Consider the following 21,475-nt stretch of genomic DNA (forward strand, 5'->3'; position numbering starts at 1 on the left):
CATGAAACGAACAACCATCCATATATCCGCAGCCCTCGCCCTGCTGCTCGCCCTTGCCGCCTGTACGCGGGACGAAGCGGGCTTCCTGCCGGAAGGGGCGGAAGGCACACCCATCGTCTTCACCGCCACGGGGCTGAACCCCGACGCGACCGCCACCGCCGGTACCCGTGCCCCGGTGGACGGGAACTGGGAGGGCGTGCAGAGCGTGGCAGTCCTGATGGGCGGCACGGTGAAGGCGTACGACGTGACGCCCACCACCGCCGACAACACCGGCGCCACGCTGACCTCCACCGACCCGCACTACTGGACTAACCACGATGACATCACCGTCACGGCGTGGTGGCCCTACACCGAGGGCGAGACCACCCCGCCTGCCGTGGTGGTAAGAGCCGACCAAAGTTCGCCGACTGACTTCGAGGGAAGCGACTTTATTTCCGCCGAGAACCAGCCGGTGAGCTACGGCAACCCCACGCTCCGCTTCACCCACCGCACGGCGCGGGTGACCGTCGTCCTGACGGACTACACCGAGGGGCTGGCGTCCGTCAAGCTGACCGGCCTCTCCACCGAGAACGGCAACCCGGCCGTAATCGCCCCGTATGACAAGGGCGGCGACACCTACACCGCCCTCGTCGCCCCGCAAAGTGTGGCAACGGGCACGGCCTTCATCACCTGCGCCTTCACCAACGGCAAGGTCTTCGTCTATAAGATGAAGGAGGCTACCGACTGGCAGGCGGGCGAGGAATATACCTACACCGTCTCCCTCGCTGCGGCAAAAGACCCGGGATACACCGTATCTGAGGACGGCAAGACCTACGAGGTCTACAACGCCGAGGGACTGAAGAACATCGCCAAGCTGGTGAACGACGGAAATACCGGCATCGACATCACCCTGACCGGCAACATCGACCTGAAGGGCATCGACTGGACACCGATAGGCAAAGATGATAACAAAGCATACACCGGCACCTTCGACGGCAATGGCAAGACCATCACGGGGCTGACCGTTACGGGAAGTTATAAATATGCAGGCCTGTTCGGAGATATCGACGAGAACGGCACGGTGAAGAACGTGGTGCTGGAGGGCGTACAGATAACAAGCGACAACAGTTCGGGCTATGCCGGCGGCGTGGCAGGAGATAGCTGGGGTACCATTGAAAACTGCTCGGTGTCGGGCAGCGTCAGCGGCACAACGTTCGCAGGTGGCGTGGTGGGCTCTCAATGGGGCGGTTCCATCACCGGGTGCAACTCCTCGGCCACAGTGAAGGGCGTGATCTTTGCCGGCGGCATAGCGGGAGAAACGAATAGTGGGGCCTCCCTGACCGGCTGCTACGCCACGGATGACGTGACCGTTGAAAACGACGGTACGAACAACTCCCATGCCGGCGGCGTGGTGGGATACAACGGAGGTGGCACCCTGACCGCCTGCTATGCCACGGGCAACGTGATCGGCACAGGCACCGGAACCGACCCTATCTATGTAGGCGGCGTAACGGGGTCCAACGATCTTGGCACCCTGACCGCCTGCTATCACGCTGCGGAAACAGTCAGCGGCCCGGATGGTGCCACCACAGGCGGCGTAACGGGACGGAATTTCGAGGACGCTATATTAGGTAAAGGCACCCTGACCGCCTGCTACTGGGAGAACAACCAAAAACAAGGCATTGGTGACAATCATGCAGGCACTGGCGAAACCACGAAGGTGGAGGACGACTGGACGGAAGCTATGAATACCATGAACGCCGCATTGCAGAGTGCAGGTTCAGAGTGGCGTTACGAACTCACCGGAGCATTGCCTACCTTGAAGAAACAGTGAACCGTCGGGCGGGAAAAGTTCCGCCCGAAACGGAATATAACCGAAGTATAACCCCAATAAAGAAAGGAACTCCCATTCCGGGCGGGAGTATTGTGCCCGGTAACATCATACAGACACCGCAGCCCGCTACCGTAAGGTCAGTGGGCTGCATTTTAATAAGGAGAAAAGAATAATATAAAAAATGAGGTAACCCGCATGAAACAGAAAACAATAGCAACCAGACACCTGCGCACCAAGATAGCGGCAGGATATGTGCTGATACTATTCGTCATTTTCGGCATCGTCTATATTTGGCTCAACGAACAGCACAGACGACAGGAATTAGAGATTACAAGCCAAAAGATAAGATGTTTACGCAAGGACATACACGAGGTATATGTTAAAATGGTGGATTTATCCCTTATTGGTGAGACCGTGCTGGACTGGAATGAGGAAGATATGAATATATACCATAAGAAGCGTCTGGAGGTGGACAGTCTGCTCAGCCTGTTCAAGTCCAGCTATCGCAGCGAACGTATAGACAGCGTCTGCCGGCTGCTGGCTGAAAAGGAAAATCTGCTGAATAAAATCATGCTGGTACTCAACGAACAGGAAGAAATAAAAGACAAAATAGCCCGACGGGTTCCAGTAATAGCCCGCAAGAGTTCGCAGGAAGAGCCCCCAAAAAGAAAACGGACAGGTTTCTTAGGACTGTTCGGAAAAAAGGAAGAAGCGAAACCGACTGTTACGACTTCCATGCTCAATACGCTGAACAGTGACGTGATAGCCCGCCAGAAAGAACAAAGCGAGAGGTTGAGCCAATACACCGACAGCCTTTCTGTAAGAAACAGGAAACTGAACTGCCAGTTGCAAGGAATGATTAAGAAAATGGATGCGAGAATACGGACAGACCTGCAACAGCAAGAAACAGAGTTAGCCGCCATACGCAGGCAATCGTCGGTGCAAGTAGGCGGACTGACGGCAGTTGTAGCATTACTGCTGCTGCTCTCGTATTTTATCATCCACCGGAACGTAAAACGTATCAGTCAGTATAAGAAAGAGACAAACGAACTGATAGACAAACTGCAAAAGACGGTGGAACAGAACAAACAACTGCTTACCGCCCGCCGGAAAATCATGCTGACCGTCACGCATGAACTCCGCACACCGCTGACTGCCATCAACGGTTACGGGGAACTTCTGGCACAGACTGAAAATAAGAACAAAAGAATAGAATATACCCAAAACATAAGGCAGGCGGCAGGTAGAATGACGGATATGCTGAATACCCTGCTGAACTTTTTCCGGCTTGACAGCGGGAAAGAACAGGCAAACGCTGTCCCCTTCCGCCTGAAAAATGTGATTGAAATACTTCAGACAGAATTTGAACCACGGGCTGAAGCCAAAGACCTGACCCTGCGCATTACCGGATGCAGCGACATCATTCTGATGGGTGACCGCAACCGGCTGGTACAGATCGGCAACAATCTGCTGAGCAATGCCATCAAGTTTACGGAAAGCGGTACGGTAGGACTGGACATGGCTTATGAAGCCGGGAAACTTGTACTGACCGTGCAGGATACAGGCACAGGAATGAGCCATGAACAGAAGGAAAAGATATTTGAACCTTTTGAACGCCTGCCGAATGCTGCCGTCAAAGACGGTTTCGGACTGGGACTTCCGATAGTCAAGAACACAGTCACCCTGCTGGGAGGAACAGTAGATGTAGAAAGCGAGGAAGGCAAAGGCAGCCGGTTTACCGTAAAATTGCCGATGCCTCTTGCCGACAATATCATAGAGATAGAAAAGCGCAAGGCCGGAATTTCAGCCAGACGCCATGCGGCTTTTTACTCCGTTCTGGTTCTGGACAATGATGAAATGACACTGGCCATGACCAAAGAGATGTATGGCAGCTGCAATATACGCTGTGACACATGTGCCAATACATCGGACCTGATGGAAGCCATACGGGAACGGGACTATGATTTGCTGATAACAGACCTGCGAATGCCTGAAACAAACGGATATGACGTGCTGAAACTGTTGCGCTCGTCGAATGTGGGCAACTCACAGACCATTCCGGTAATCGTCACTACGGCCTGGGGCAACTGTGATGAACAGAGCCTGCTTGACTTCGGTTTTTCGGGCTGCCTCTTCAAGCCATTCTCATTGCCAGACCTGCTGCAAATATCCGAGAAATGTGTCGGTATAAAGGAACAGGAATACTCACCGGATTTATCCCCCCTGTTGGCATACGGCAACAAGGAGGAAATGCTGGATACACTGACCCAAGCTACGGAAAAAGAAATGCAGGGAGTGAAACAGGCCGGCATGATGAAAGACCTCAAGGCTCTGGACGAATGGGTACACCATCTGCGCAGCTCATGGAGCGTGATCCGAGCCGACAAGCCGCTTTGGAAACTGCACGGGCTGTTACACAAGGAAGGTGGCAGTACGGAAGATGAAATCAGCCGGGCTGTCGATGCGGTTGTCCGCATGGGGCAAAGTATCATAGAACAGGCAAAAAAAGAAAGGAGGATACAGGATGAAGGTTTTTGTGGTTGAGGACAATCCAGTCTATTGCAAATATGTATGCAACCTGCTTGCCAGAGAAGGATTTGAAACGGAAACCGCTTCATCGCTGTCAGCCGCCCGCAAGCTGGCGGACAAGATGAAAAGTGAGGACATCATACTTGCCGACCTTCGCCTGCCCGACGGTGAATGTACCGGACTGTTGCAGTGGATGCGCAATCAGGGCAAACGGCAACGCTTCATCGTCATGACCGACTACGCCGAGGTACATACGGCAGTGGAAAGCATGAAACTCGGCTCTGAGGACTATATCCCGAAACGGCTGATAGAAGAACGGCTGCTGCCACTTGTGCAGACCATAAGGAAAGAACAGGAACGCACACGACGTGCCCCCATATTCAGACGTACCAGCGAGGCGTATCTTTCCGCAAAGCATCGCGCCAAGATTGTCGCACCAACCAATCTGAGTGTGATGATTCTGGGCGAGAACGGAACCGGAAAGGAGCATTTCGCCCAGTATATCCACGAAAAAAGCAAACGGGCGGACAAGCCGTTTGTCGCAGTGGACTGCGGTTCGTTATCCCCGGCATTGGCACAGTCCGCCTTTTTCGGACATGTGAAAGGGGCGTTTACCGGTGCGGATGCCAACCGCAGCGGATTTTTTCAGGAAGCGGAAGGCGGCACGCTGTTTCTGGATGAGGTGGGAAACCTGACCCCTGACACCCAACAAATGCTGTTGCGTGCCATACAGGAACGGCGGTACCGACCCGTAGGCGGCAAGGAAGACAAGACAGCCGATGTGCGCATTATAGCAGCCACCAACGAGGATTTGCAGAAAGCCGTATCGGAGAAGCGTTTCCGTCAAGACCTGCTATACCGCTTGCAGGAATATGCAGTAACTGTACCACCACTCCGGGAAAGCAGTGATGACATCATGCCTCTCTCGGAATTTTTCCGTGAACAGGCAAATATGGAGCTGGAACGCAACGTGAAAGGCTTCGACCAGTCGGCACGCAAAGCCCTGCTCACCCATTCATGGCCGGGCAACGTGCGTGAACTGCGTCTGACGGTACAGGCTGCGGTATTACATACGGCAGGAGATATGGTGTCTGCAAAAGATTTGGAAATAACCGGTGAACATATCTGCACTTCTTGTTGCTTTACCTTAAAAGATGAGGAACTTGAAAAAGAACGTATCTTGCGTGCATTGGAACAAGCGGAAGGTAACCGGAACATGGCTTCACAGATATTGGGTATAGGTCGTACGACATTATACCGGAAAATGATGGAATATGGACTGAAATACGGCGATAAATAGCTCCAAAATGAATATTTCCGCTGTAAAATAACATATTATCCGCACAAATTCCTATCTTTGTGGAGAAGTTTAGGAATAAAACAGGCAGTCGGATCATGTCCGGCTGTCTGCTGATATAGACATAAGAACGCAAGGTGTCCAAGCGTAAATCTGGAAAATTGACACTGAAAGGTACAAATTGCGTGGTGCTTATGCTATGCTTTGTCATAGCGTGCATTCACGTATATAACCTTTCAAGGGCTTTCCAGAGCCTACGCTTGGTGTAGCGTGGATAGCACGCTACTTTTTTATTCCAAGCGAACCGGAAAGACCAAGAAATTCAGATTATGGCGAAAATACAATTGCTGGCAATACTTTCGATAGACGGCTGTCTGGCGAATATGGACACTGAAGGACGCTGGTGGCTCCGTCCAGATTGTCATGGCATCTCAGACATATATAACAAGGCAACCTTTGAACTTTCACCGGATTATTCAATGACCACATTGATAGCCGAACATGAGAAACAAGACGACAACACCGTTTATCTGATTGAAGCGACCCATCAGAATGCCGATTTTATCAATGCACTGCTGAATATGCGTATCGTTGATGAAATTATTATCTACACCGTACCGTTCATAGCAGGTACCGGTTTCTTTCTGTTTCAAAAAAAATTGCCAATATCCTATTGGAAACTGATCGAACAGAAAAGTATGCCGGGAGCCTTGCGACACATATACCGTAAGGTGGATGTGGAAGATAATTAGCCGTATCATGTTCCAAAATGGAACGTGAAATGCGGATTCAGTTGTTTCAAAATGAAACGCGGTTTCATCTTGAAACAGTTTTTTTGGCCGTTTATACAATGGCTGAAAAATATTTTATCTCTATTCTATTGTATAACAGCAGGATACAAAATCCTGCCGTTTTTTTTCTGTTTGCGGAAAAGCATTTGTACTCATAGTTCATGTGCGCACACTGATAATCAAAGTGTATCATTCAAACAGAAAAATATGAATTACCTTATATTGACAGAAACCGAATTTTTTGGTCTTATAAACGGAAATGATGAGACAATCAATCTGAATGCTGCCTATGGGTGTTTTGTCAAGGCGGTTGTCGAACTGCTGTCCGATAACGATACGGACGGTGTAAAGATTGCACTGGCGTATGCCGAGAACGAACTGGAATATCACAACACGCAGTATCTTGCAGGTGGGGTGAAAAGCCATACCGACCTATTTGTCCGCAAAGCCTTGTCTTTTGTCCGCAAGATGCAAAAGCAAATCTCCACAAGCCGCTTACAAGTGCCACCACTATCTCCTTCCTATCCAAGTCCTCCTTCTGCTGCCCATTCAGTTCCTACATTGAAATGGACCGGCAATGCCATTGACCTTGTGGAAATGATTTATGGCATCAGCGAGATGGGCTGCATCAATGACGGGGAAATTCCGTTGAAAGAACTTGCACCTGTCTTATACTCTTTTTTCGGCGTAAACTCCAAAGATTGCTACCGCTTCTATACGGACATCAAACGCAGAAAAAATGACAGCCGTACTTATTTTCTTGACCGTATGCAAAAGAAGCTGAATGAAAAAATGCAGCGGGATGACGAGCTGGAACGCATGAGGAGATAAACTCCGTTTCCAGAATGTTTTTAAGGGATTGCATCACGCAATCCTTTATTTTTTGCTGTCTGCAAAGAATTTCCGTCGTTCGCAAAACGGATTGGGAAGGCAGATAGGATGAATTTATCTTTGCCATGTAGGTTTACAACGGAGGGGCCGAAAATCCGAATATTAAATAGAGTAGGAAGAAAAAAATGATAAGAAATGAAAATATTGTCATGGAATGCTCAAGGCTATGATGGGCAGGCGAGAAAGCCCGAATTTATCAGGAATTTGTTAAATACCGGTGAATACGATTTAATATGCATACAAGAAGCGGGACATGCTTTAGGTAGTTTTGATCAAAAAAAACAGGACGGCAATCCTATGATATTGGAATGTAAACAGCCATCTCGCACAAGAGGGGTATCTCAATTACATAATTATTATGCGATATATTATGAATGGGGAAACACTAATTTCAGATGCAGTATGGTAACGTATGTAAAAAAGTGTTTGTATTCTAAAGACAATGTTTACATTCCGCCAATGACTCGTAATATTCGTGGCGGTCTTATTACAACGATCAATCCGGGTCATGGATTAGTAAATGTATGTAATATACATCTTCAATCTGGTGATCTAGACTTTGCATTGCAGCAATTTCAAGAAATCTTAGTGTATATGCGAGGAAAGACATATCCCTTTATAATCATTGGTGATTTTAATATAGATGCTATTAGAAATCAACCTCTTATATCTCCGCAAAATCATTTTTATCCTATAATAATAAACAATCAAATTATAATAACGCAGAAATCTGGTGGGTGCTTAGATTATGCATATTCTGAGATGTATCCTCCATTAGAATATGGAAGACTGGCATACCCCGAAGAATTGTCAGACCATGCACCTGTTGTTTATATTTTCTAAAAGCAAGTATAATCAGCTGTTTTTTTGTCCGACAAAACAAATGGGCGGAACAGGATTTAACTTGCTCCGCCCGTTTTCTTTTTCAGTTGCCAGCTATGGATTCGTCTGTATTGCAATCTCATAGTTTTCATTCATTTATTCTTGAAACTCACTTAAAAGCAGTACCTTTGCATGAAATTTGTGCAATAGGAACATGGAAATATATAACAAACCACCATTGACATACACGGAGCAAGTGGAATTGCTGAAGTCGAGAGGAATGACCGTTCCCGACGAAAAGCGTGCAGAGAGGTTGCTTGCCAACATCAGTTATTACCGGTTGAGCGCATATATGCTGCCATATAAGCTGCGTGAGAATGGAACGATTCTTGACGCATTCAAGGAAGGTACGACTTGGGATATGGTGTATGACCTGTACATATTCGACAGAAAGCTGCGACTGCTGGTCTTTGACGCGATTGAACGGCTGGAGGTGGCAATACGCGCCCAGATTATCTACCAGTTAAGCCACAAGTACGGGGCACATTGGCAGGATAGGCAGGATATTTTCAATCCCCCGGAAACAATAACGCTACGTGACGGTAGAACCGTCACCATAGACGTGTATGGTGACATCCAGAAACATATCAAGGAGCAACTGCATAACAACAAGGCGGAGGTGTTCATACAGCATTATCGGAACAAGTATGACACGCCGGAAAACCCACCCTCTTGGATGAGCGTTGAAATCATGTATTTCAATCACCTGTCACGGATATGTACAGGATTGAAACAACGTGCCGACATCAACGGCATAGCCTCCTATTTCGTGCTCCCGCCACGGACATTCTGCTCGTGGCTTCACACCGTAAACTATGTGCGCAACATCTGTGCGCATCATGCAAGGCTTTGGAACCGCGACCTGAACATCGTGCCGGAACGTCTTTCATTCTCCAAGCGGCTTGATTGGATAAGCCATCCCGAAACGGCGAAAAGAAGCAAGATATACTATTTCCTGTGTATGCTGAACTATATGTTGCAGACAGCCAACCCTACATCGCCACTCAAAAAACGCCTGAAAGGACTGTTGGATGAATACGCAGGGGTAATATCCCTGAATGCTATGGGCTTCCCACCCGATTGGGAAAGTGAAAAAATCTGGAAAGATGAAAAATAGTCCGTCCGAAGTATTGCGGATTGAGAAAAAAAACGTACCTTTGCAACATCTGAACAAGATAGTTTGTTAAACTCAAAGATAATAAGCCTTCCGGGCGCGTCGCAAGACAGCATACTTGGGAGGCGTTCTTCATTTTAAGAGGTGGCGGTTCTATGGATTCCGCCACCTCTTTTTGATTATTTCTGCTGCAACAAATGGCTCAGGTTCTCGTCACCCGCGATACGCTCCAGCTCGTCGGCGACAATCTTTTTCACCTCTTCCTTGATGCGGTTATAGTTTTCCTGCACCTTTTCCTGCATACAGTCATTGCCGTTCTCGTCGGTAAAATCCGTAATGACGGGAATAGGCTTGTAAGCCTTCGTTTCAGCCGCCACCTTCGCATTGTCCACGACAATCTCCGCATGGAAAATCTTCTGTTCGATACGTTCATTGAAATTGTCGGACACCGAACCGACAAACATGCCCTGCGTCAGGCCGGAAATCTTGCTCGGCGGGATAAGGCTGTCCATCTGCGTGTTAATGGAGGTGGAAACGTCCTGCCGGTTGATGGATATGGACTGACGCTTCTGCAAGACCTTTCCGAACCTCTCCGAAAGCGTCTTGGCGGTTTCGCCCACCACCTGACCGGAGAAGATGTTGCCGACAGTGTTCATCACCACCTTCGCTTCCTTGTCCCCATAGTCACGTACAAGCTGTGAGAAATCCTGAAATCCCAGACATACGGCGACCTTGTTGCTTCGTGCCGTGGCAATCAGGTTGTCCAGCCCCTTGAAATAGATGGTGGGTAGCTCGTCAATAATCACCGAAGACTTGAGCATACCCTTCTTGTTTATCAGCTTGACGATACGTGAGTTATACAAACCCAGTGCCGCACCGTAGATGTTCTGGCGGTCGGGATTGTTCCCGACACACAGGACTTTCGGCTCTTCAGGATTGTTGATGTCGAGCGTAAACTCGCTGTCGCTCATCACCCAGTACAGTTGCGGTGAAATCATGCGTGAAAGCGGGATTTTCGCCGATGCAATCTGACCCATCAGCTGCTCGGCAGCCCCTCCCAGCCATGCATCCATAAAGGGACTGAGGTAGTTCTCCAGCTCCGGATATGAGGTAAGGATGGGGAAAATATCCTCGTACCTGCGGTTCAGGAACTCAATGGCATGGGGAAAGGTACAGTATCTACCGTTCTGATAGATTTTGAGATACCATATAATCGCCGCAAAAAGGATGATTGGTGACTCCACAAAGAAGTCCCCCTGCTTCTGCACCCACGTTTTATTGAGGTTGAGCATGATGGTATATGCCGATTCATAAGCATCCGAGATGTCCGTCATGAAATCCGGGTGAATGGGATTGCAGCGATGGCTCCTTCGCGGGTCGTCAAAGTTTATCACATAGAACTTCGGCTTTACCTTGTATGCGTCAAGGTGGTTGAGCAGGTGGTTATAGGCAATCGTTGAAAGGTCAGGATACTTGAAATCATAGATATATTGACTATACCCCTTCTCAATCTGCTGCTTGATGAAGCTGTTTACCACGGCATAGGATTTTCCGGAACCCGGAGTACCCAGCACGATGGTTGCACGGAAGGGATTGACCACATTGATCCATCCCTGATGCCACTTCTTCCTGTAATAAAAACGGGTGGGCAGATTCACGGAATAGTCATTCTCCAGCAGACGGGTTTCCTGCATGAAACTCTCGTTCTCGTTGTTGAACACATCGTCCATGAGATTGTGCTTCAGCAGGCGTGACATCCACAGTCCGCCCATCAGCAGACAGATATATCCTGCCGAAAGGGTAAGGATATACAGAAAGGCGACCGTCGCGACATGAAACGGAAGCTCCAGTATCCACCAGTTCAGGAAAAACAGCACAAAGCCTGCGGCAAGAGCCGTCCATATCCTGCGCCAGGTGATTTTCTCACCTTTCACGCCCTTGGTTCCCAGACACGAGAGTGCCAGCAGAAGGACTGCGAACAGCTTCGTGTAAAGGACGGAACGGAACAGACCGGCGGTACGGTTGAAATTCACCAGTATCCTGTCCACCACGCCGATGTCAATCCCCCAGAGGCGTATGGCCTCATAGCAGAACCAATACACGTTCATGACCACTAAAATAATACTCACGGCACGAAGAAAATCCATGATTTTCGCAAGTGCCCTCAAATCATCTTCCTGTTGTGACATTTGATTGAAATTGTTTAACGGTTAAAAATCTGATTACATACCCAAGCCCCTGCGCTTCTTCTTTTTCTTCTTACGCTGCATGGCTCGGATAAAGGCTTCCTCTTCGGCATTGACCGCCGGACCTTCGGGAGTGAACAGCCCCATGCCGCCCGGATAATCTACACTATCGGAAGCATCGCGCGTATAAGCCGCCTCGCGTTCTTCCGCCGGAACGGAGAGCCGGATCGGCGGGAGTCCTGCATACGGCAGGGTGAAATGTTCCTGCAAGGCATTTGCGGAAAGTTCCTTGCCCATGCGTGAGCCGTTTAGCACACAGCCGGTGCGGTGGTCGATGAAGGTGGCTCCGTAGATGCGTCCTTCCTCCGTGTGGCGCAGCACGGTGTCGATGCCCTTCTCTTTGAGCCGGGAAATGAACTTCTCCTTGTCATACGTTTCTCCCAGTACGGCAAGTACGGTGCGTTTTGTCACGTCCGCCAGCTTCCTGTCCCTGATGTCCTGTCCGGAACAGGCGAACTTCTTCTGCACGGCATCATAGCCGACCGTCTTTCCGAAGAGCGAGGACTTGAACGGATTGCCGACCTTGTTCCCGTCGCCGTCCGTGGCGGAATAGACCAGTCCGCGGTACTCACGTCCGCGCACGTTTCCCTGAGTTTCCTCGACGGTCACATTATAAAGGGAAAGAAGGGCACGGTATTCGCCCATCGTCTGGAAACGGTATTGCCTGCATACCGCCTTCACGGTGTTGCCGACCTGCCTCTTGACATCACCGGCGGAAACGTCCACCCCGCGCAGCGGATTTTCAAGACGCTCGCTCCGGCATTCTGCCGGACGAAGCCCGTATTTCTCCTCCAGCTCCCGGCGTATGCGGTCACTGCGGCGAAAAAGGAAATCGCAGTTGAGCCGCCTGCCGTTCTCATCCACATTGACCGTCACGATATGCACATGGTGGCGGTCTATATCCTCGTGCTTATATATCATATAAGGCTGCTCCCCGAAACCGAGCTTCTCCAGATATTCCCTTGCGATGTTCTGCAGGTCCGTATCCGTGAGCCTGTCCTCCGGGTGCGGATTGAGCGATATATGCACCACCGGTTTCTCCACCCTTGTCTGTGAGGGCATGTAAAGCAGAAAGTCGTTCAACGCACGTCCGATGTCCACCGTGCCTGTACCGTCGTTATAGATCTTGTTGGTAGCAAGGAGCTTTCCCCTTGCCTCGTTGATTTTCTCCCCGTTGTAGGCAAGTGCGCCGTACAACGAGCTTCCCATGCTGATTTTTGCTACCATCACCCCTGATTTTTGTCGTTCTCCAATCCCGTTTCCATGACGGCATTCTTCGCCGCCCATTCTTTCAGTTCCTCAGAAAGCCCTACAATCTGACGGCTCAGCTTCACAAGTTCGATGGTGTCCTGCTCCAGCCGGAAGAGCAGCGCCATCGCCTTCTTCTCGGAAAAGTGCATCCTCAGTTCCTTGACCACCTGATTGTAATTGGTTCCCACTGCCCGGAACTGGGCATGAAAATCGGACAGTCTGGTGCAATATTCCACCAGTGTCTTGTCCACTTTCAGCACCTTGAACGGTCTTCCGAAGAAGTGTTCCTTGAGGAATACGGATCTGGCATAGACACCCGATTTCTCGAACATGGCGAGGAAACGGTTGTGCTCCACCTCGTTGAAACGGACGGTGTAGCGGTACACCGCCGGGTCGATTTTGGGATTTCTCCCGGTCTTTCCGCCCTTTTTCGGCGGACTGTTCTTCTTTTTCTCAATCATATTACTTAGGATTTAGCGGTTACACGGCACAAGCCCCGCCTTGGGGACATTCCACCGCAGGTTTTTCAGGCTTCCCGACTTCGGAGAGGAAGCCCGCCCCCTGCAAGGGCAAGTGCTTTTCAGGGATGCTCAAATCATTTTGAGCCGCTGAAAAGACATCTTGCTGTTGGCTGGAGCCAACAAAAATCCGTCGGGGACGGATTGGAAAGGAAACCTTCAGACCCACGGCTTCGCCCGTAGCGGGAAACCCTGCCGTTCGGGGGCAAAGTTACGGTGATAAACGGTTGTGGAATAGTATATTAAGTAAGCCAATCGCTGCCTATCGGCGCAACATGCTGCCAGTTGTCCGGGAAGTGATACAACTTCCATTATTTCCATGTTTATTTGCATCGTGATTCAAAAAAACAGTGATTTGAAGATATGAGAAATGACATCATCCAATACCCGAAAATTCAAACCGGCAAACATTTGCCGAAACGGTTATCCGGTTCAGCAGATAACTGCATATTCAATGATCCGGTGACTTACAGATTCAATGATTTCATGACGTACTGTCGTCAGTCACCAATTATCCGAAACATTGTTTCACCAATGAACCGGATACGTGATGAACCGCCTGTTTGCAGATTCATTGAAGCGGAAACGGAAATCACCGGTTCTGTATGGAAACAACAAATCATTTTATCAATAACTTAAATATCTATGACAATGAGTAATGAAATCTTCGTTGCATTCGCAACACAGAAAGGCGGTATCGGAAAATCCACCATTACGGCGCTTGCCGCCAACTATCTCCACAACGTGAAAGGTTACAATGTAGCCGTGATAGACTGCGATGCCCCGCAGCACAGCATCTACGGACTCCGTGAGCGCGAAACAAAACTGATTGACGAGAGCCGGTACTTCAAGGCACTCGCCTGCGAGCATTTCCGCAAGCTGAAAAGGAATGCCTATCCGGTCATTGCCAGCGATGCGGTGAACGCCCTTGATGACGCGGAAAAGCTGATAAGCGGGGAAGCGGTCAAGCCGGACATCGTGTTTTTTGACATGCCGGGAACGCTCAAAAGCAACGGCGTGGTGAAAACCCTGTCGCAAATGGACTATATCTTCGCCCCCATGAGTGCCGACCGCTTTGTCGTGGAAAGTACGCTGCAATTCGCCGCTATGTTCCGTAACAACCTCATGACGACGGGGCGGTCGAAAACCAAAGGACTGTACCTGTTCTGGACGATGGTGGACGGCAGGGAGAAGAACGGGCTGTATGATGTTTATGAGGACGTCATAGCGGACATGGGACTTTCGATACTCTCGACCCGCCTGCCGGACAGCAAGAAATTCCGACGCGACCTTTCGGAAGAACGAAAAAGCGTGTTCCGCTCGACCATATTCCCCACTGAGGCGTCACTCCTGAAAGGGAGCGGCATCCGCGAGTTTTCGGAAGAGATATGTAAAATCATTACCGGGCGTTGAGCATGGGCAGCAGGAAAGTGAATACGGAGGACATTGACGAGGAACTGTTGATCGCCTCTATCGGCAGACGCACGCAGGACGGCAACACACGGCCTGCACAGGAACCTCCTGCCGTTCCGGCCGAAGAAAGTACAGGCGGAACGGAACCGCCGGCGGCAAAGGAGAAAACGTCAAGGGAAAGCAGCCGACGGAAACGGCAGGAGGAAGACTATATGATGTTTCTGCGCCGCAATGAGCTGAAAACCCGCCAGTGTGTCTATATCAGCCGCGACGTACACAGCAAGATTCTGAAAATCGTGAATGACATTGCCGGACGTGAGATAACTGTCGGCGGCTACGTGGACACCGTACTGCGGCAACATCTGGAACAGCACAAGGAACAGATCAACGAACTGTACAAGAAACAAAGAGATGATTTAATCTAAAAATCAACGACAATGGAACATAAAAAAAGAAAAGCAAGACCGCATGACAGCGGCAAGGAAATGATTACCGTCGGGATACAGACGAACGTGGAAATCGTGTCGTCCTCACCGGCAAGGGGCAAATACAGCGAAAAGGAGTATGAACGGCTGTTCATCCGGGAGTCCGGGATGCGGGCACGCGACGGGAAAATGACATATATACGCCGTGAATACCATAACCGCATCAGGCGTATCATACGGGTCATCGGACATGACCGGCTCTCGATGTCGGCCTACATCGACCATGTGCTGACCCTGCATTTCGGGCAGTCCGACGAGGCAATAAAAAGCCTGTACGAGAAGAATTATGAAAAGGAATATCAACCATAAGAATGAAACGATGAAAAGAAGACAGGAAAACAGAAAATGCGCGAGTGAGAAACATAAGTCCAACATAAACGACGGAAAACGCCCATGAGCCTGACCACAATCCTATTGACCGTATCGGTCGCCTGCAACGTATGGTTCGTGTTCCTGCTCATGTATGACCGGATCATGGAAACGAGGCTGTTCCGCTTCTTCGGGAAACTGGCAGGCATCTGGAAGTCACTCCATGCAGAGGAAAAGGACAGCAGCCCGGAAGCGGATGCGTCCGCCACCGCCACGGCACCGGAAATCATCGGCAAGAGCCGTTTCAGAATGACGGTAACCCGGACAATGACTACCGTACCGAAGCCACAAGCTGCCACTTCGGATAAAGGCGAGGAAGTGCAGAGTGATGATGTTACCTTTGCCGACGAAGCCGAAAGGAAGACGGCACGGGTACCGGAAGAGAAGTTCGACGAAGTATTCAGCAACATACCTCCTGAAGAGGTTGAGTACGGCGAAGGTGAACCGGAAGAGGAAACCCCGGACAGACGTCAGGCTTCCGGCAGCAGCTTTGACGAGATTGAAAAGGCCGTCAAGACCGCCCGAAATCCAGATGCGACACGGACGGAACGTGAACAGGCTGCAAAGGTATTTGTCGAAATGGAGGGTACGGAGCTGTATGACATGCTTATGGAAGGTTCCACCGAAATGAGCGTCCGTATCAAGGGGCTGATTGAAATCCGGTTGAAAGAGCAGGAAGTCGAGTTTCTGGTACCCGACAACATCGACGAGTTTGACATCCGCAAATATGCAACGACAACCAAAAAGGAATGAAGAAAGAACAGTAGTACCGACCCCCGGAAAGCGGATACAAGGTAACCGCCTGCCGGAACGGACAATCCCAAGTCCGTGGAACCAAAAGGGAGACCACTAAACCAAAAACAAAATCAGTATGAACCGCCGGAAGAAGGACTATCCACCCTTTGACGGCACAAACAAAAAGTATTTATGAACAGAAACATCAAGAACAGCAAGAAAATCATCCTTTCGGCAGCACTTCTCATCGCTGCCGCATCATCCGCTTTCGCACAGGACAACGGACTGGCAGGCATCAACGAGGCCACTTCAATGGTCACTTCCTATTTTGACCCCGGAACGAAGCTGATATACGCCATCGGCGCCGTTGTCGGTCTGATAGGCGGCGTAAAGGTCTATGGCAAATTCTCGTCCGGTGATCCTGACACCAGCAAGACCGCCGCTTCGTGGTTCGGTGCGTGTATCTTCCTGATTGTGGCGGCGACAATCCTCCGTTCATTCTTCCTTTAATATACGGTATGGCTGAATATCCGATCAACAAGGGTATCGGCCGTTCGGTTGAGTTCAAGGGACTAAAGGCACAATACCTGTTCATCTTCGTGGGCGGGCTTCTGGCCCTCTTTGTCCTGTTCGTCATCCTCTATATGGTCGGAACCGACCAGTGGATATGTATCGGCATCGGTGCGGCAGGCGCCTCCGTCCTTGTATGGCAGACCTTCGCGCTGAATGCCCGGTACGGCGAACACGGGCTGATGAAGCTGGGTGCCGCAAGAAGCCATCCCCGTTACCTGACCAACCGTCGGCGCATTGCCCGGCTGCTTAAACGAAAAAGAAAGGAAGAGAAAATATGAGAAACGTATCAAGAATAACTACACTGGAAAACAAGTTCCCCCTGCTTGCAGTGGAACACGGCTGCATCGTATCAAAGGATGCCGACCTGACGGTCGCCTACGAAGTCGAACTGCCGGAGCTTTACACGGTCACGGGTGCGGAGTACGAGGCGATACACGGGTGCTGGTGCAAGGCCATCAAGGTGCTGCCGGACTTCTCCATCGTCCACAAGCAGGACTGGTTCATCCGTGAGACGTACAGACCGGAACTGCAAAAGGAGGACATGAGCTTCCTCTCGCGCAGCTTCGAGCGTCATTTCAACGAGCGACCCTATCTGCGCCACACCTGCTACCTGTACCTGACGAAAACGACCAGGGAACGCAACCGGATGCAGAGCAACTTCAGCACGCTGTGCAGGGGGCACATCATCCCGAAGGAACTGGACAGGGAAACATCGGAAAAGTTTCTGGAGGCAACAGAACAGTTCGCCCGTATCATGAACGACAGCGGCTTTGTCCGACTGCGCCGGCTCGGTACGAATGAGATAGTCGGCACAGACGACAGGAAGGGACTGTTGGAACGCTATTTTTCGCTGATGTCTGAAAACGACGTCGCCCTGCAGGACATCGACCTTTCGGCAAAGGGGATGCGTATCGGTGACAATTACCTGTGCCTGCACACGCTTTCCGACACGGAGGACCTGCCCGGCAAGGTGGCTACCGACAGCCGCTATGAGCGTCTTTCCACCGACCGCTCGGACTGCCGTCTTTCGTTTGCCAGTCCCGTGGGACTGCTGCTTCCATGCAACCATGCCTATAACCAGTATGTGATACTGGACAACAGCGAGGAGAACCTGCGTAAGTTCGAGAAGTCCGCCCGCAACATGCAATCCCTGTCCCGCTATTCAAGGAGCAACAGCATCAACCGTGAATGGATAGACCAGTACCTGAACGAAGCCCATTCCTACGGGCTGACCTCGGTACGCGCACATTTCAATGTCATGGCGTGGAGCGATGATGCGGAGGAACTCCGGCACATCAAAAATGACGTGGGCAGCCAGCTGGCAAGCATGGAGTGTATGCCCCGGCACAACACCGTTGACTGTCCGACCCTGTTCTGGGCGGCCATACCTGGCAATGCCGCCGATTTCCCTGCTGAAGAGAGCTTCTACACCTTCACCGAACAGGCGGTATGCTTCTTTACGGAAGAGACCAACTACCGCAGCTCGCTTTCGCCTTTCGGTATAAAGATGGTGGACCGTCTGACGGGAAAGCCGCTGCACATCGACATTTCCGACCTTCCGATGAAACGCGGCATCACGACCAACCGCAACAAGTTCGTGCTGGGACCGAGCGGCAGCGGCAAGTCGTTCTTCATGAACCATCTTGTCCGGCAGTATTATGAACAGGGAACGCACGTTGTCCTTGTGGATACCGGAAACTCGTATCAGGGATTGTGCGAAATGATCCGGCGCAAGACACACGGCGAAGACGGCGTATATTATACCTACACAGAGGAAAAGCCCATTTCGTTCAATCCGTTCTATACGGACGACTATGTGTTTGACGTGGAGAAGAAGGACAGCATCAAGACCCTGCTGCTGACCATCTGGAAATCGGAGGACGACAAAGTATCAAAGACCGAAAGCGGAGAGCTGGGCAGCGCCGTGAACGCCTACATAGAGCGTATCAAGGCAGACCGGAGCATCGTCCCCTCGTTCAACACCTTTTACGAATACATGCGCGATGACTACCGCCGTGAACTGGCCGGACGTGAAATCAAGGTAGAGAAGTCCGACTTCAACATTGACAACATGCTGACCACCATGAGGCAATACTACAGGGGCGGACGCTATGACTTCCTGCTGAACTCGGAGGAAAACATCGACCTGCTGAACAAGCGGTTCATCGTGTTCGAGATTGATTCCATAAAGGAAAACCGCGAACTGTTTCCGGTGGTGACCATCATCATCATGGAGGCGTTCATCAACAAGATGCGCCGCCTGAAGGGAGTGAGAAAACAGCTGATTGTGGAAGAAGCCTGGAAAGCACTCTCGTCGGCGAACATGGCGGAATATCTCCGCTACATGTACAAGACGGTGAGAAAGTATTTCGGCGAGGCGATTGTCGTCACGCAGGAAGTGGACGACATCATTTCCTCGCCCGTGGTCAAGGAGAGCATCATCAACAATTCCGACTGCAAGATACTGCTTGACCAGAGGAAGTACATGAACAAGTTCGACCAGATACAGACCCTGCTCGGACTGACGGAAAAGGAGAAGTCGCAGATTCTTTCCATCAACATGGCGAACAACCCGTCGCGGCTCTACAAGGAGGTGTGGATAGGGCTTGGCGGTACGCAGTCGGCAGTCTATGCCACGGAAGTGAGTCCGGAGGAATATCTGGCTTATACGACGGAAGAATCGGAAAAGACGGAGGTTTACCGCCTGGCGGAAAAACTGGGCGGTAACATAGAGGGAGCCATCCGGCAGCTTGCGGAAAGAAGGCGCGAAGAACGGAAAGGCTGAAAAATGAAAAAGATTCATGAATAAAAAAACTGACAATATGGATATGGACAACGCATACATGAGAGCCGAACAGAAAAGGCAGGAAACGGAAAGACATGCCACCCGGCTCAAGGAGTTCCTCATATACGGTGCCGACATACCGGAAGACATCCAGAAGCAGTACGGCTTTTCGGAAGACTACCGGCTGTATAAGGAACTTGAGGAAATGGACAGCAGGCAGTACAGCGAGAAAAGACAGAAAGGGGAAGTCCCGGATGCCGGAAAAGTCGGCGGAAGACTTACCCGTGCAGTGGAAAAGGCATACGAAAGCATCTGCGGCAGTCCTTCGAGAGTGTATATCGAAGGACTTTACAAGGAACTTCTGCTGCTCGGAGGCATGACCGTAAGGAAAGATTATGACGACCCGGTACATTACAACCCCGGCTTCTTTGACAAATACGGAATTGACCGCAAGGCTCCCCGCGAAACCATTCTCAGGCAGGTGGAACAGGCATACAGGGAACTGGACAGCCGCTTTTCGAGAATGACGGGCAGAAGGTCGGACGCGGACGAGCTGTTCGGCAAGCCGAAGGAGAAACAGGCGGTACAGCCAAGGAAGGAAAATCCGGACCGCCCTGCACCGGGTATCCGCCCTTGCAGGCCGAAAGGCAGGAGAATGGGCTTCTGAACCGGAGCAAATAACAAAGAAAACAACAGTAACATCAAAAAAAAGAAAAAGTATGGACATTCAGATTACAAAATCCCAGCTCAGACTGCTTTGCGGCGGTCTGATAGGACTTGCATCACTGGTGATGCAGGCATGTGACATGGAACAGGACAAGGACGTGCGCGAAAGCATCTGCGGTAACTGGGAAAGCGTGGAAAGCAAACCCGACCTGCTCATCTACAAGGAAGGAAATGCGTACAAGGTGACCGTATTCAAACGCAGCGGCATAAGCCGCAAGCTGAAGCCGGAAACCTATCTGCTGCAGATGGAAGACAACGGAAACCTGTTTATGAATACCGGATTCCGCATAGATGTGGCGTACAATGAGGAAACGGACATCCTGACCTTCTCGCCGAACGGGGACTATATAAGGGCCACTCCCGCAGCAGACAACGCGGAAGACAGACAATGAAACCGATAATGACCACTAAATCCAAAGAAAGAAAATGAGAATAAAAATTCTGACAATCTTCTGCCTGTGCCTGCTTTACGCAGGCAGGGCAAGCGCACAATGGGCGGTCATAGACCCGTCCAACATTGCGCAAAGCATCATAAACACCTCGAAGAATGTGGCGCATACCTCGACCACCGCAACGAATATGGTCAAGAACTTTCAGGAGACCGTCAAGATCTACGAGCAGGGAAAGAAGTATTATGACGCGCTGAAATCGGTGAACAATCTTGTAAAAGACGCCAGAAAGGTGCAGCAGACCATCCTGATGGTGGGCGACATCACGGACATCTATGTGAACAGTTTCCAGAAGATGATGCGTGACGAGAACTTCACCGTGGAGGAACTCGGAGCCATCGCGTTCGGATATACCAAACTGCTTGAGGAAAGCAATGACGTGCTGACGGAACTGAAGAACGTGGTGAACATCACCACACTCTCGATGACGGACAAGGAACGCATGGACGTGGTGGAACGCTGCTACTCGAAAATGAGAAGATACCGGAACCTTGTCGGCTATTATACCAACAAGAACATTTCGGTAAGCTATCTGCGTGCGAAAAAGAAAAACGACCTTGACCGCGTGCTGGGTCTTTACGGAAATGCAAACGAAAGATACTGGTAGC

The 21,475-nt window shown here is 50.5% G+C and carries 19 protein-coding genes and 1 pseudogene; 17 read left to right on the forward strand and 3 right to left on the reverse strand.

From position 1 onward, the window contains the following. Position 1 precedes the first annotated feature (1 nt). The 7 genes from I6E24_RS02520 (at position 2) to I6E24_RS02550 (ending at position 9,320) form a co-directional block, all read left to right on the forward strand. Positions 2-1,813, forward strand: coding sequence for a fimbrillin family protein (locus I6E24_RS02520; protein WP_235303019.1), 1,812 nt, complete (start codon positions 2-4; stop codon positions 1,811-1,813). A 195-nt stretch (positions 1,814-2,008) separates the two neighbouring features. Next, positions 2,009-4,357, forward strand: a complete 2,349-nt coding sequence (locus tag I6E24_RS02525) for a hybrid sensor histidine kinase/response regulator (protein ID WP_235303018.1) — start codon at positions 2,009-2,011, stop codon at positions 4,355-4,357. Further along, complete coding sequence (locus I6E24_RS02530; protein ID WP_235303017.1) at positions 4,338-5,642, forward strand: sigma-54-dependent transcriptional regulator; 1,305 nt, start codon at positions 4,338-4,340, stop codon at positions 5,640-5,642. Before I6E24_RS02525 ends, I6E24_RS02530 begins: the two co-directional genes overlap by 20 nt. A gap of 326 nt (positions 5,643-5,968) precedes the next feature. After that, entirely contained in the window at positions 5,969-6,391 is a 423-nt protein-coding gene (locus tag I6E24_RS02535; RefSeq protein WP_235325976.1) for a deaminase, read from the forward strand. A 246-nt stretch (positions 6,392-6,637) separates the two neighbouring features. Then, positions 6,638-7,261 (forward strand): RteC domain-containing protein, encoded by a 624-nt coding sequence (locus I6E24_RS02540; RefSeq protein WP_235325977.1) that lies wholly within the window; start codon positions 6,638-6,640, stop codon positions 7,259-7,261. 195 nt (positions 7,262-7,456) lie between these two features. After that, positions 7,457-8,164, forward strand: coding sequence for an endonuclease/exonuclease/phosphatase family protein (locus tag I6E24_RS02545; protein ID WP_235325979.1), 708 nt, complete (start codon positions 7,457-7,459; stop codon positions 8,162-8,164). A 193-nt stretch (positions 8,165-8,357) separates the two neighbouring features. Beyond that, positions 8,358-9,320: an Abi family protein gene (locus I6E24_RS02550; RefSeq protein ID WP_235325981.1), complete on the forward strand. Its 963-nt coding sequence runs from the start codon at positions 8,358-8,360 to the stop codon at positions 9,318-9,320. Positions 9,321-9,496: 176 nt separating this feature from the next. On the opposite strand, the gene mobC is transcribed toward I6E24_RS02550, so the two are convergent. The 3 genes from mobC to mobA are packed head-to-tail and all read right to left on the reverse strand — an operon-like array spanning position 9,497 to position 13,275. Continuing rightward, positions 9,497-11,506: a conjugal transfer protein MobC gene (gene mobC / locus I6E24_RS02555; RefSeq protein WP_235325983.1), complete on the reverse strand. Its 2,010-nt coding sequence runs from the start codon at positions 11,504-11,506 to the stop codon at positions 9,497-9,499. Between the two features lie 33 nt (positions 11,507-11,539). Beyond that, on the reverse strand, positions 11,540-12,790 hold the full coding sequence (gene mobB / locus I6E24_RS02560; protein WP_235325985.1) for a conjugal transfer protein MobB: 1,251 nt from the start codon (positions 12,788-12,790) through the stop codon (positions 11,540-11,542). Then, a complete protein-coding gene (mobA, locus tag I6E24_RS02565; protein WP_204482205.1) occupies positions 12,790-13,275 on the reverse strand; it encodes a conjugal transfer protein MobA in 486 nt (161 codons plus the stop codon). Before mobA ends, mobB begins: the two co-directional genes overlap by 1 nt. A gap of 420 nt (positions 13,276-13,695) precedes the next feature. Between mobA and I6E24_RS02570 the strand changes: the two are divergent. The 10 genes and pseudogenes from I6E24_RS02570 to I6E24_RS02615 all read left to right on the forward strand — a co-directional run bounded on the left by I6E24_RS02570 (position 13,696) and on the right by I6E24_RS02615 (position 21,474). After that, positions 13,696-14,745, forward strand: a pseudogene (locus I6E24_RS02570) (ParA family protein). A gap of 2 nt (positions 14,746-14,747) precedes the next feature. Next, positions 14,748-15,170 carry a DUF3408 domain-containing protein gene (locus I6E24_RS02575; protein ID WP_235325988.1) on the forward strand — a complete coding sequence of 141 codons (423 nt, stop codon included), beginning with the start codon at positions 14,748-14,750 and terminating at the stop codon, positions 15,168-15,170. A 60-nt stretch (positions 15,171-15,230) separates the two neighbouring features. Beyond that, entirely contained in the window at positions 15,231-15,539 is a 309-nt protein-coding gene (locus I6E24_RS02580) for a DUF3408 domain-containing protein (protein ID WP_235326003.1), read from the forward strand. Between the two features lie 84 nt (positions 15,540-15,623). After that, complete coding sequence (locus I6E24_RS02585) at positions 15,624-16,352, forward strand: conjugal transfer protein TraD (RefSeq protein WP_217770914.1); 729 nt, start codon at positions 15,624-15,626, stop codon at positions 16,350-16,352. Between the two features lie 174 nt (positions 16,353-16,526). Further along, positions 16,527-16,844, forward strand: a complete 318-nt coding sequence (locus tag I6E24_RS02590) for a DUF4134 domain-containing protein (RefSeq protein WP_205096150.1) — start codon at positions 16,527-16,529, stop codon at positions 16,842-16,844. Between the two features lie 8 nt (positions 16,845-16,852). Beyond that, positions 16,853-17,185, forward strand: a complete 333-nt coding sequence (locus I6E24_RS02595; RefSeq protein ID WP_235325990.1) for a DUF4133 domain-containing protein — start codon at positions 16,853-16,855, stop codon at positions 17,183-17,185. After that, complete coding sequence (locus I6E24_RS02600; RefSeq protein ID WP_235325991.1) at positions 17,182-19,692, forward strand: TraG family conjugative transposon ATPase; 2,511 nt, start codon at positions 17,182-17,184, stop codon at positions 19,690-19,692. Before I6E24_RS02595 ends, I6E24_RS02600 begins: the two co-directional genes overlap by 4 nt. 16 nt (positions 19,693-19,708) lie before the next feature. Beyond that, positions 19,709-20,359 carry a hypothetical protein gene (locus I6E24_RS02605; RefSeq protein ID WP_235325993.1) on the forward strand — a complete coding sequence of 217 codons (651 nt, stop codon included), beginning with the start codon at positions 19,709-19,711 and terminating at the stop codon, positions 20,357-20,359. A gap of 52 nt (positions 20,360-20,411) precedes the next feature. Continuing rightward, positions 20,412-20,810, forward strand: coding sequence for a DUF3876 domain-containing protein (locus I6E24_RS02610; protein WP_204482190.1), 399 nt, complete (start codon positions 20,412-20,414; stop codon positions 20,808-20,810). A gap of 34 nt (positions 20,811-20,844) precedes the next feature. Beyond that, complete coding sequence (locus tag I6E24_RS02615) at positions 20,845-21,474, forward strand: DUF4141 domain-containing protein (protein ID WP_204482188.1); 630 nt, start codon at positions 20,845-20,847, stop codon at positions 21,472-21,474. The last annotated feature ends 1 nt before the right edge of the window (position 21,475 follow it).

It is taken from the genome of Bacteroides caecigallinarum (genome assembly GCF_021530995.1).
Lineage (GTDB): Bacteria > Bacteroidota > Bacteroidia > Bacteroidales > Bacteroidaceae > Phocaeicola > Phocaeicola faecigallinarum.